General features: G+C 42.8%; 6 protein-coding genes. All 6 read right to left on the reverse strand.

Annotated elements, in window-relative coordinates:
• Positions 1 to 266 precede the first annotated feature (266 nt).
• Entirely contained in the window at positions 267 to 2,516 is a 2,250-nt protein-coding gene (locus MLE17_RS13170) for a T9SS type A sorting domain-containing protein (protein ID WP_243349174.1), read from the reverse strand.
• A gap of 732 nt (positions 2,517 to 3,248) precedes the next feature.
• A complete protein-coding gene (locus MLE17_RS13175; protein ID WP_243349175.1) occupies positions 3,249 to 5,582 on the reverse strand; it encodes a glycoside hydrolase family 44 protein in 2,334 nt (777 codons plus the stop codon).
• 207 nt (positions 5,583 to 5,789) lie between these two features.
• The gene (locus tag MLE17_RS13180) at positions 5,790 to 7,985 is read right to left on the reverse strand and encodes a beta-glucosidase family protein (RefSeq protein ID WP_243349176.1); all 2,196 of its coding nucleotides are present in this window, start codon (positions 7,983 to 7,985) and stop codon (positions 5,790 to 5,792) included.
• Positions 7,986 to 8,009: 24 nt separating this feature from the next.
• Complete coding sequence (locus tag MLE17_RS13185) at positions 8,010 to 9,137, reverse strand: glycoside hydrolase family 5 protein (protein WP_243349177.1); 1,128 nt, start codon at positions 9,135 to 9,137, stop codon at positions 8,010 to 8,012.
• A gap of 54 nt (positions 9,138 to 9,191) precedes the next feature.
• The gene (locus tag MLE17_RS13190) at positions 9,192 to 12,014 is read right to left on the reverse strand and encodes a TIM-barrel domain-containing protein (RefSeq protein ID WP_243349178.1); all 2,823 of its coding nucleotides are present in this window, start codon (positions 12,012 to 12,014) and stop codon (positions 9,192 to 9,194) included.
• A gap of 23 nt (positions 12,015 to 12,037) precedes the next feature.
• Positions 12,038 to 14,119: a beta-galactosidase gene (locus MLE17_RS13195; protein WP_243349179.1), complete on the reverse strand. Its 2,082-nt coding sequence runs from the start codon at positions 14,117 to 14,119 to the stop codon at positions 12,038 to 12,040.
• Positions 14,120 to 14,174: the final 55 nt, after the last annotated feature.

Raw genomic sequence — 14,174 nt, forward strand, 5'->3', positions numbered from 1 at the left:
CATTCATTAGTCGCCCTCGAAATCAGCATTTTCATATCCGGAATATTGCCCTATCTTTTTTCATCGCCTCCCTCGTATTTCCGGATGTAGTCTTGCATTTCAGAGTACCGCCATCGCATTTTCAGGTATTACTCACCACCTTTGCATGAGCATTCACCTTCGTGAGAACTGACAAAGGCGGTATAAAAAAGCCGGATCAGAATCTGTTACAGATCCTTGATCCGGCTGTCGGTAAACCATCAAAATCTACCTCAACAATATTAATATCATTTGATTACTTTCTTCGAAACGGAGAATTCATCAGAAGTGACTTTTACGATATAGATTCCGGTAGGCAAAGTGGTATCAATCACTTTTTTGTTGCTGCCTGCACTAAACCATTTGGTGTATTTTGCCATCAGTTTGCCCTGCACGTCATAAACTGCCATAGTAACATCCGATTCTTTTGCCAAAGCAAATTCAGACACAATGTAATTTCCGCTCAGATATACATTCTTAACTTGCTCAGATACAGTTTTTACGTTCGTCGGAGTCTGGACTTCATATAACTCGTAGTTGTCAATAAAGCAAGTATCTGTAATTGCTGGTGAGGTTTTGCCCTGGTCAGCTGCACATGAGTTGAAATAAATACCTTTTTCGGCTACTACTGCCCCTGTTGTAAAAGTCCAATCTTTTTGTTCCCAACCGTTTGTTGCAGGGAGATCAAAATATATGGTATTCGTCCCACCAACATTCACTCCGTCAACCACAATTTGGAAAATTGTACCAGTAGAAGCCTGTGATTTGATCATCGCTCTGAGTCGATACGTAGTATTAGATTTCAATGCGTTGCCGTTTGCAGCAGATAATGCACGATCAATAGACCCCCCGTTAGGCCAGCAACTACCGAAAATGTAAGCGCTACCTCTACCGCAATATGGATTTTTACGGTCAATACCGGTCGGGCCCCATCCGCCAAAACCGCCATCAGCTAATGAAGCAGCACTAAATGTTGGGTCTGCAATCAGGTTGCCAGTAGTGTAAAGAGGAGTATAACAGGGTGCATTGGAAGATGCTTTAACAGGAATGGTAACCACGTTACTGCCACTGGTTATAGTAATGTTTCCATTAACTGTTGATGTTCCGTCATAAGTAACCGAAATGGACGCACTGGTTGTATTAGCCGGGAGTGAAGTCGAACCTAAAGTTATGCCGGCAGGAGCTGTAATTGTGATCGGAGCTGACAGATTGGCTGCTGCAACAGTAAACGATGAAGGAGTCTTGTAAATATCATCATAATTGAGTGATGCAACTGAAGCTGTTAAAACAGGAGTTACCACCGGTCCGAAATAATAGAGTCTGAAATTATCAAACCCGGTCCAGTTACAAGCTACCGTACCTTGCAGCGCATATCCAATTGTCAATGTTCCGTCTGCAACATAAGCGTAATCACAATTATAATCGTTTCCTGAGGAAATTTCAGCAGAAGATGCTCCGGCAGTAATAAATGCACCGGTATGAAGTGGGTTGGCTCCGGCTTGTTGAACGGCATGACCCGAAGCTACGATACCATACAATCCATTTGTAAGGCCTGATACAGTTTGAGTGATACTGCCTGTACCTAAATTTCCTCCTCCAGAGGTCCATTTCTCACAGAAATAGGTACCATCTTTTACCCAGCCTTGTCCCGGAGTATTACTTTGTAAAGCAAAGCTTCCACTATTGGTCCACCCTGTAAAACTATTCGTTTCAAAACTTGGATTAGTAATAGAAGAAGTCACTTCTGTTCTTCCAAGCACAGTCAACAGATTAGCAGCAGCTGCGTTGATATCAGCTGTTACGCCAGCATTGTAAGTGGTGATATAAGATGCAATGTCAATGCCACCTCTGAGTTTTGCGTAGGTCATGTATCTATCCAACAACACTCTTGCATTATAGAGGTCAAAATCTGCCTGAGACACAAATTTCCACTGGATATAACTATCACCGCTGGTTCTGTTAAATCTCACAACATTAGCAATACCCTTGTTTGTTGACTCTGTGGTTGCACTTGAACCCAGATATTGCGATGCCATATAACCTGCAAAAGTACTTGGTGCCTGAATGGTGTAAATGTTATTTATTGCATCTGTCAATACGACATCCCAGGTATTGTTTGATGAATTATCAGTATAAACATCACCGGAGTTAGGGTCTGTACTGGCCGCAAACAGATAGTTATTAGAAACATTGGAGCCATTATTATACTGGAATGTCCAGATTGAGCCGGAGGTGTTTGTCGGAGTCCATTTAATAATTGTTGCAGGAGTTGCGTTAGCAGTAGGTGTTGCTGACACTACTGCCTGCATAGCCCAGTATCCACCACGGTTTAAGAATCCTTTTGAACCCACATTATAGATATAATAGGTGGTTCCGGATACCGGGACACTTCCGTTGTAAGTAGGAGCTGTCCACGTCTGGGCACTACTGTTCGCAATACTCAATACGCCGAGTATAGCTAGTAAAAGCCCGCATTTCAGGTAGTTTTTCAATCTCATAGAATAAAATTTAATTGATTAATAAAATGCACTCCAACTTCTATTCTGGTAAACAAAAAGCTATTGTGCGTTTTCGATGAATATTTGTATTGATAATAATCAGGATCAAATGTGTATCGAGAAAATACACTGATGCAAGGAGAGAGATAACAACTTTCTCATGATAGGAATTTAAGGGTTAAACTATTTGGCCAGATCCTATATTGCAATCACATAAAAAGAGTTTCTTCTGATTGTCTGTATCTTGATTAGGCTCAGTTGCAAACATAGGCAAAGCAGAGACATTACACCGCTTCAAAATCGGTCATTCACAGAACACAAATCGGTCATTATGCAATTCGCACCCTATCTATAAGCCGACTATGTACAGCTACCCCCCTACTAGACATCTCATAGGACATTCTATCCAAATAAGAAGACGATAAAACGTTTCCTGATTCTCATTTTTCAATGAGGGAATAAATACAAAAAGCAGCTCCAGACACTTTATTGCTGAAACTGCTTTCTAATTGTTTCTATCGATACGTTTGTTTACGTTGGCTTGGATCTGTTATAAGCGAGGAATAAACGGTGCATTTCACAGACACTGAGCAGTAAGAAATAGTGAAGCCAATTAGGATTGCGACAAATCCGAAACAAGAAACCTTTCTAACTCTAACGTTTTGGAATAATTTATTCGCAATTCAAAAAGGCTTGACTATAAAAGTATCAAATTGATTTTACCAAGTTATCCTATTGCCTTTTGATTATCTTGAATGACTTTGCCCAATTTACACCTTGTACCCTAACAATATATAAATCAGGCTTCAGCGAAGCGCCCATAATCATCAAGCTTGACACTGACGACGAACTGACACTCTCAACGTCTTTGCCAATTTTGTCATATACTGCGATTCTTACGACATCACTTGGGTTATCTACTTTTACATTGAAAGTTGATGTGAATGAGGTTGGGTATATCAACACATTGTCACCGGTGTTCTCAACCGGTTGAACCTCTGTAGCCACCGACTTCACCAACTGCGGACCAGCAAGCGTTGTAACTGTCCAAACCTGATTATTGTTACTACTTCTCTTATACTGGCACAAATTAGAGCCGTTAGTTGTATAACCCATACCATCAATATACAATCCTGAAGTTCTGTTTTTGAATTTAAAATTAGTCCCTGTGGCAACTTGCTGCCATTGTTGATTATTGCTGGCACTACTAACTTTTTGAGCTACAACGGAACCATTGGTGCTGCTACCCAATCCATCTAAATACAACCCACTGGCTTTATTTCTAATTTTTACGTAGCTGCCTACCGTTTCGATAACCCATTGCTGAGCATCACTGCCACTATTACTCCACTGTCCGGCTGTTGAACCGTCAGTATATCTGCCCATGCCATCGGCCAATAATGAGGTAGCAACATTTTTCAGCGTAGAATATGTAACAGTAGGAGGAACGCCTTTCAAAAGCAGAATAGCCGTTGTAGAGAGTGCCGGAACGGTTATGGTAAGAGAATTTGAACTTACGGCTACCGTACTTGGTTTCAGCGCATTTTGTGTTTCAGACACAAAAGTCTCTGTTGTTGGCAACGATGACAATTGCAATGTCTTGTAATTTCCATTGCTAACATTAAAATTGCTCAAATTGATTGTTACATTTTGAGAAGCTGTCATATCGCGGTTTACAAGTATCACTGTTAACGAGTCAGCATTCTGGTTTACCGAAGAATAAGCCGATACTGTATTTTCTGCGCTGGAAGTACTGGAAACACTGAATTGTTTAGCATTTTTAAACAAGTGCAACGTTTCCCACATACCGATAGACCAGTTCCAGGGTGAAAATAATTCAACACCATTGTTTGCAAATGTGCCCAGATGTGAAGCGTATATTACAGATTCAATGTTTGGGTTGCTGTTTGTGGTCATTGTACCCCATTCGCTTACTCCGGTTGTAATGCCATGGTTTGCACCAAATTCTTCGTTTAACCAACCGTTGATACGTTTGAAAATATATTGTTGTTTAAGCGATGTATCCCATCCGCCGGTACTTGTATAAATACCATTTGAACCCGGATAAACATACGTTGTATCATAATAAATCCGATGCCCCTGCAATGCCTCTGTATTGTTGTTATAAAATGGATAATTGTGAATATCAACAACGTCAACCAATTTGATTCCAGTTGCTTTATACTCATCACCCAGACGTTTTATGAAGTACTCAATCCATGGGTAATAACGGCCATTGATGTATATACTTTCAGATGACCATTTGTACCATTGCCATTCGGAAGTTGCAACAGGACCGCAAAGTTTAATGCCCGGATACAAAGCTTTTGCCTTTTTGGCCAATTCGATGTAACGATCCATAAATGCAGAAGCGGATATTAATGTTGGCATAGCATAATCATGCGTACCATTCCATACATCTACCTCGTTGTCCATATTCCAATAAAGGAATTTAGCCGGGTTCAAGCCTAAACCATTTGCACCAAACCAGTGAGGAAGGATGGCCACTGAAGAATCGGCAGGCCAAGGTTGAGTGAACAAATTAATGTCTCCGTCAACAAGTGCCTTACTTCCCCCGGCTGGGTCAGGCGTTCCCCCTCCGGCTAAATTTTGACCAAAACCATTAAAACCCGGGTGTGCTTGCATGTATGCCCAGTCATTGAAATTATTATTTGTGTTGGATGCGACTCTACCCAGCAACTGGAAAGCAAACATGCCCTGCAAGCTGGAATAGTTGCTATTAATGTTTTGTGCCTTTGCATCCCAGTCTTCGGCATACACATTATTAAACCAGTCGGGAGAAACCGTAATTTTTTTTCGCCAGTTGTAACCTGTGGCGTTATTGCCGTGGTTCATCCGCGAAAAGTGTAGCCCCGCATCTATGTAAAACTGCACAGGATTTGCTAGGTCGTCATTTTTCCCGTAGATGCTCGGGGAAATCAGGCGTTTGTTTTGCGCAGCATCTACGGATATAGTTACTGACTGCGACCAAGCACTCACGGACATTAGAAGTCCGATTGCCAAACTCATTAAACTGAGTTTTCTAAAAGCTAATTGTTTTTTCATGTAATAGAGATTAATAATTAAACATTGATATTTAACTTGTGCGACGTTGCACAAAGCTTTTCTTTAATGAAAAATGTTAATTCGGTCAACAAAATAATATGGTAACTAATAAGATTTAGGTATTACATGCCATCGGCTAACTACTTAGAAATAATAAATATAGACAAATAGTCCAGATTCAGCCCCGGCTGAATCTGGACTTTGGATTTACAGCACTTTGACGTCCACTTTTCCTTTTATATCACGAGATGAGCGACCGAGCAAAAGCGAGTAGCTTCCGGATTCCACTTCCCATGCTTGCTTAGATTCGTTGTAATAGGCAAAACTGCTCACGGGCACTTCGATGTTTACGGTTTTACTTTCGCCTGCTTTCAGGAATGTTTTCTTGAAAGCTTTGAGTTCTTTTGCCGCGCGAGCCACTACTGATTTCGATTTGCTTACATAGAGTTGCGCTGTTTCAGCTCCATCTACTTTTCCTGTATTGGTGAGCGTAAACGACACTTTTACTGTTCCGTCGGCTTTTACCTCATTAACATCAACTGAAGGTTTGGAATAAACAAAAGTGGTATAACTCAACCCATAACCGAAAGGAAACAGCGGTTCTATCTTCTTCGTTTCCAACCAACGGTACCCAACCAGGATGTCTTCTTTGTATTGCACATTCACGCTGTCGCCGGGATAGCAAAGTTTATCAAATGCATGAGCACCGATATCGGTAAGTTTTTTAGGAAATGAAAATGGTAATTTTCCGGAAGGATTCACATCGCCCGAAAGCACATCGACCAACGCATTGCCGGCTTCGGAGCCAAGATGCCATGTTTGAACAACGGCAGGTGTTTTATCCAACCATGGCATAGTAATAGCGTTGCCACTTGAGAAAACAACCACCACGTTTTTGTTTACCTGCTCAATAGAAGCTATCAGTTTGTCTTCGCCAAATGGCAAACTGAGCGATTTGCGGTCGCCGCTTTCGCAGTCCTGAAAATAATTCTTATTCAAGCCTCCTACAAAAATCACAAGATCCGCAGTTTTGGCAAGTTCAACGGCTGCATTCAACAAGGAATCAGCATTTAATTTTGAAGCTTCTTCCCTTCCATAAAGTGATGGACCTGAAGCATAACCCATGCTGTAAACCACATGTTCTTTGCCATACTTACTTATAATGCCCTGCAACGGAGTAACTTCATAAGCTACTTTGAGTGAGGTAGATCCTCCACCTACCACCAAACTACGACTTGCATTCTCGCCAATAACAGCAATTTTCTTGTATTTCCCAACAGGAATTGGCAGCATATTATGCTCATTTTTCAACAAGACAATGGCTTCCTGTGCAATTTTGCGTGCAGCTTCGCTATGCTCTGGCGACACAAAACGTCCAAACGGACGATTGGCACTCATGGTGGTGCGGAAAATCATGCGCAAAATCCGGCGGGCTTTATCATCGAGTTTTGCCATTTCGTATTTACCGCTTTTAATCCCTTTCAAAAAAGGATCAGCTAGATAGTAACTTGAGAATGGGAAATGTCCTTGCGTTGTCAAACCATTGGTATAAGTACCCATTTCAATGTCAAGACCATTGTTTACAGCCTCGTCGGTGTTGTGTACGCCACCCCAGTCGCTCACCACCACTCCATCGAACTTCCAATCTTGTTTCAGGATTTTATTCAACAATAAGTCGTTATGACAACAATGTTCGCCACGGAATTTGTTATATGCGCCCATGATCGACCACACTTTTCCTTCCTGAACGGCCGCTTTGAAAGCGGGCAAATAGATTTCTTGTAATGCGCGGTCGCTTAGGTTGACATTGATTTCACCACGGCATATTTCCTGATTATTGAGTGCAAAATGCTTTACACAAGCTGCCACACCACAAGATTGTACTCCCTGAATATACGGAACCACCATGCGCGAAGCCAAATACGGATCTTCGCCCATGTATTCGAAGTTACGACCATTCAGCGGACTGCGGTAGATATTCACGCCCGGCCCCAACAACATGGTCTTTTCGCGGTGACGGGCTTCTTCGCCAATTGACTTTCCGAAAAGCGATGCCATTTCGGGATTAAATGTGGCTGCCAAAGCCGTGAGAGCAGGAAAAGCGGTACAGGAGTCATTCGCCCATTGAGCACTGCTCCATTCATCCCATAATTTTTCATCGCTCACCCCGTGCGAACCATCCGACGACCATACGTCAGGAATACCCAAACGTGCAACGCCTTTGGAGCTAAATTTTGATTGCGCATGGCACATCGCCACTTTTTCCTCGGTGGTCATGAGCGAAAGGGCATTTTCCACCCGTTGTTCAATCGGTTTTGTCACGTCAAGGTAAACAGGCGTTTTTTGTTGTGCGGAAACCATTAACGAGGCTCCGAGTAAAATGATTGAAAGTGTTGATTTCATTATATTATTTTAAAGAACAGATAGTTAGTATTTGTAGCGAACCGATTCTTTTTCGCCTTGCATAATGGCATTTAGAACAGCACTGTCAACCTGTCTGCTTGTTTTTCTATTGTATAACAAACCCGGCACATCCCAGCAAACAGGAATCAATCCCTTATTCAAAGCCGTTTTCACGGTATATCTGTAATAATATTCAATAGATGCATTGTGTAAGGCCTGATCGGAAGGGTTAGAAAGTCTCTTTCTGAATGCGCCAAATTCGCCAATAATCACCGGAATTCCTTTGTCCACAAACTTGGTTTTCATGCTTTCAAACTTCTTGTCCACATCATTTTCTTCACCCCACGTGGCATTACGGATTGTGTCGGTGGCCGAATGATTGTTCTTTCCCCAATAGTAAGCTATTTTACCCCAATCTGCATCTTTTTCCATCAAGCAAAATTGATAAGGGCTATAATAATGCACTTCCACCATCATTCTGTTCGCAACCTTATCTTTGGGCAATGTATTCATCAGTTTATTCGTTTCATCAATATCGGTAGAAGGCCCCTGCACAATCAACGTGCGCAAACTGTTGTTACCACCAGTGGCTCTGACTGCATCAATAAAGGTTTGATGGTATGACAGCAATACGGACATTTGTACCGAATCGTGCGCACTCGGTTCATTGGCACTGGCAAAAAGCAAACGTTCATCGTAGTTTTTGAAATAGTTGGCAATCTGTGTCCAATAGGCATATTGTCTTTTGTTTACAATAGCCTGATTAGCTTTATTAATGCGGTTTTCCAACCAACCTTTATCCCAGTGCATGTTCAGAATCACGTACATATCGTTATTTATGCAATAATCAACCACTTCCTTTACACGGTCAATCCAGGCTTTATGAATAACGCTGGTAACTGTGTCGGAATGGATAAACCACGAAACCGGAAGCCGCACCGTGTTAAAACCAGCCGCCTTTACGGAATCGATTAACTGCTTTGAGGTGTGTCCTGCCCCCCAGGCACCCTCCCCGCCAATGGCCTCAAGGGTATTGCCTAAGTTCCAGCCAACAGTCATTTTGTTGGCAATTTGTTGTGCCGTTGACATTTTTGCATTTGCCGGAAAAGTAATTGTAATCAGCAATGCAATTACTAAGAATATATTTTTCATAATATCAAATCAATTCTTTTATATCAATACAAGTTGATCTCAGAGTTTATTCGGTCATAAGTTTACTTCAACTTTTGCCCCAGTATAATGTACCACTTGTATATTGGTATTTGAAGCTCCGATAGGTACAATACGGAACGTACGGTTCAGCAACATGCCTGTGAATTGTCCCTGACGAGCGCCGATAACCAATTGATGTTTGGCTTCGTTGTATTCGAAACTGATGGTAGAGAAAGCACCTTTTTCGTAGTTGTAGTTGTCGCCTTCGTCTTCATACAAGCTGAATTTTCCATCTTTACCCTGATATACGCGAATCTCGATATCTTCACCTTTTTTCTCGGAAGCATATTGCATTACATCGCCGATGGGCAGAATCGTTCCGGCCGGAACAAACAATGGAATGCGTTCGAGTGGTGCGTCTGCTTTTATTTTCTGGCCTCCTGCAATTTGTTTATTGCTATAAAAATCGAACCATTGAGAACCTGCTGGCAGGTAAACCTCTTTCGTGCGGGCTTTGTAACTGTACACCGGACAAACCATGATTCCGGGGCCAAACATAAACTGATCGCTTACGCCAAAGGTCTGTTTGTCGGAAGTATAACTCATTGCCAACGAGCGCATAATGGTGTAATCTTTGTGATAAGCCATTCCTGCCAACGAATAGATATAAGGCATCAAGCGGTAGCGCAATTCATCGTAGTAAACCAGACTTTTATACACAGGATGTCCTTCCGGAGCCAAATTATATATTTCGCGAAATGGGAATTGTCCGTGACTGCGAAACAGCGGGCAGAATGAGCCAAACTGAAACCAGCGGAGATTCAATTCGCGCCATTCGTTGAGGTCGGCATTTTCTTGTCCTGTTTTATCGAACAGACGTTGAGCTTCATCGTATCTTTTCTCCACACAGAAACCGCCAATATCCATTGTCCAGAACGGAATACCCGACATGGCAAAGTTCAGTCCGGCAGAAATTTGCGCCTTCATATCTTCCCAACGGGTAGCAATATCACCACTCCAGGTGGCAGTAGAATAGCGTTGCAAGCCTGCAAAACCCGAACGGGTTAGCAAGAATACGCGCTTGTTGTTATCGACTTCGCGTTGTCCGTTATAGATAGCATCGGCATTCTCCAACGCATAAGCGTTAAAGTATTTCCACGAAGAACCTAAAGCAGTAGGACCGCATAACTCTTTACGATAAATCATATCGGTACAGTCCCTTACATTAGGTTCGGAAGCATCCATCCACCAGGCATCAAAGCCTTTGGTGTAAATATTTTCTTTCATTTGATTCCAGAACAATTTACGAGCACCGGCACTGTAAGCATCGTAGAACGAACCCACATAACCCGGACCGACCCAGTCGCGGATGCTGTCTTTCGCAGCCTGCATATACATCCAGCCTTTTTGCTCAAATTGCTTGAAATGATCGGTCGTAACATAGAATTTAGGCCATACCGAAATCATGATATGGGCATTCTCTTTGTGTAACGAGTCCACCATACCTTTTGCATCGGGGAAACGATCAAGATCAAATTTGTGACTTCCCCAAGCATTTTCGGGCCAATAGTTCCAGTCGAGCACGATATTGTCAATAGGAATGTTACGTTTGCGGTATTCAGACATAACCCCAAGCAATTCTGCTTGAGTTTTGTAACGCTCGCGACTCTGCCAGTAGCCCATCGCCCATTTAGGCATAATGCTGGCTTTGCCGGTAAGGGTACGGTAACCGCCAATCACATCGTCCATGTTTTTGCCAGAAACGAAGTAGTAATCAATTTTATCGCCCATTTCGGACCAGAAAGAGATATTTCCGTTTTTCTCAATCGGGCTTGACGACAAGGCTTTCAGTCCAATGTACGAAACGCCGCCATCTGGTTTCCATTCCAGTTTAATTTTATTGCGTTTGCCTTTTTCCAAATGGCAGGTAAAACGGAAAGTATTCGGATTCCATGAAGTTCTCCAACGCTCAGGTACTACCAACGAGTCGTTAACCCAAACTTTGGTATAACCTGCGTAGTAAAGACTGAATTTGTAAGTATCGGTAATCGGCGACACGATAGAACCTTCCCAAACAATTGATCCATCGTTGAAATCAAAATTCGCGGGGAATTTCTTCACGGTCTTCAGGTTTTCGTAGTCGATTGCATTCTCTTTGCGAACAATAGACGGTTTACTTTTTTGAATATAAGTAGCCGTTAGGTTGCCTTCGTTGCCATCCTTATCGAAAAGTGTAAACTGATTCATGTCCTTGTAATCGCGTGAATCGCCGTATTTACTTTGCGAGTAGTTGTCCCACAGAATTCCATAGTTAGCCGTTGACACAATAAATGGCACAGAAACCTTGGTATTGTACTGGAAAAGGTCTTCGCTTTTGTTTTTATAGTTGAAATCGTCCGACTGATGCTGTCCTAATCCGTAAATAGCTTCGCCCTGCGTACCTTTAAAAACCTGCTGCATGGTATAGCCGTGGTCGTTTTGAGCCGTAAAAGGTTTGAAGCTCTTACTGTTGGGCATTTCTTCTAATATTGCTTTGCCCGCTTTGTCGAAAAACGACACTTCACCGGTGGACAATGCCACTTTCACGGTAAGTTCATCGGTGGTTATCGACGCGAATTTACTGTTGGTTGCTACCTGAAAATTAGTTTTGGTAGCCGCATTGGGCACCACACAAAGGCTCGCCGCTGAAGGCGCCTCAACTGAAGGAAGTGCTTGCACACGGATAATCCTGCTATTAATAACTGAAATCTCGATTGTTTTTGCAGCCCCCTTTTTAGGCGACACGCGCATGCCGTTCGATAGTTTTTGTACAGGACTTGCTGCACACAAGCTTCCAGCAAACCAAAGAAGCATTAAGAGAAAAGGAATTCGTTTCATGTATATATTATTGTTCATTTAAATTATTCGCTCCATACCAGAACACCGGCAGGCTTCAAGGTTTTATCGCCAACAAGAACTTTTGCAGAAGCAGGGATATTCATCGTATAGTCGGTCGATGAATAGTTCACGGCCACATAAAATCCATCACGCCAGTACACATACACACCTTCGGGATAATTTTCGGTGGTAGCACCCACACTTTGGTAAGCATTCCGCAAAATATCTTTTTCCAGCATCGAATCGTCGGTATCAACACCGATATAGGTTACCGAACCTTTTCCGAGTTTATGACGCACAACAGCCGCTTTGCCTTTGTAGAACTGGTTGTCATAAGTAGCCACCACTTCCGTTCCCTTATCAGCATCGAGCAAGTCGGCCCAATTGTTCCAGTTGTATGAATTGCCTTGCATGGCAATGGAGCCTTTAGCATAGCCTGAAAGCATATCGGTCGCTTGAACATGCGCCCCGATTAACCCCAAAATTGGCGCGGCACATTCACCTTCCCAGAAATGACCGGCGCGGTCTTTAGTGGCAGTGCGACAGGTTAAAATCAGATTTCCGCCATTGCGTACATATTCTGTCCAACGTTTTACCAATGCCGAATCGGCCAGTTCGTATGCCGGCACGATAAGCACTTTGTATTTCGAAAAGTCAGCTGTTTCGGGAATCACATCAGTTGGTGCACCCAGTGATTTTGCCATTTCAAGGAATTTGACGGGATAATTCCAGGTATCCCATTGCCATGTTTGCTTTTGTCTGTCGATTGTCCAGTAGTTTTCCAGATTCCAAAGTATAGCGGTAGAGCGGGCAGCCAGTTTTTCGGGCATTTTTGCATCCGGTTTGCAAACTTTGCGCAGCTCCTTGATTTCTTTCATAAACTGCATGTATTCCTCGCCTCCGGGCGATGGCGTTACGCCGTCGGTTTTGATAACGCCGGAATGATATTGCTCTGAACTATACAAAATCTGTCTGAAACGGTAAGAACAAGCCAGTTTTCCACCGGCAGCAAAAGAGTGGTATAACCACATGCGCACGGTACCTGGCAAAAGCAATGGATTGTAACCTCCCCAGTTTACGGGTCCTGGCTGGATTTCCATCACACCACTTACACCGCCCACAGCTTTGTATAATTCTGAAGCAAAAAGAATTACCTTACTGTTTCCCAACCGAAATCCGGTTTCGCCAATATTGTCGTTACCACCGTTGGGGTAAGCTGTATAGGCCGCAAAATCGAGCTTTTTTGTTCTTGATGCATCAGCGCCGGTACAAACTGCGGTATAATTGGTTGTGATATATTGCTGAGCCGAAATGTATTTGCGAAGCGTGCCGGCTTGCAAATCGAGAAAATCGGCCTGTGCATCGGCTTCGTAACGTTTGAAGTCAAGTAGCGCATGAGGATTGTTGCCCCACCAGCCTACCAGGTTGGTATTGGGAATAATAACCTGACTGAAGTCACTAAACCACTGACTCCAGAATGCAGCTCCCCATACTTTGTTTAGCTCATCAATAGTTTTGTATTTGTTTTTCAGCCAAAGACGGAATGCTTCCTGCGATGCTGGGCTGAAGTCGGAAATTGCAGGTGGTTCGTTATCAACCTGCCAACCGATCACCGATTTATTTTGGCCGTAACGTTTGGCCATTTCGGCAACGATTTGGGTGGTAAATGTGCGATATTTTTCGTTCACCACCGAACCTAACCCACGCGTACCGTTTTCGGCACGGATATAGTGGCTGTCCATAATGAACGTTTCGGGATAATTCAGCCTCATCCATGTAGGAGTTGTGGCCGATGGGGTACACATCACAATTTTCAGATGATACTTTTCGCAAAGTTTTACTACTCTATCCAACCATTCAAAATCATATTTTCCTTCTACAGGCTCCATTTTGTACCAGGCAAATTCTGCCAGATGCACGAATTCGTAACCCATATTGGCAATTTTCTTTATATCGCGTTCCCATTGACTTTCGGGCCAATGCTCAGGGTAATAATAGATACCGGTAGAGATTAAATCTTTCTTTGGGAAAAACCGGTCTGCATTCTGCGATTTAGCGGCCAATCCCGAAACTATAAATAGCAATAACAACAAGTACTGTTTCATATTCTAGTATTAAATTTTTTGTTGGATAAAAAGAGACCCTCAGCTAATGAGTTCG

The sequence above is a fragment of the Parabacteroides sp. FAFU027 genome (assembly GCF_022808675.1).
Taxonomy (GTDB): Bacteria; Bacteroidota; Bacteroidia; order Bacteroidales; family UBA7332; genus CAXXIC01.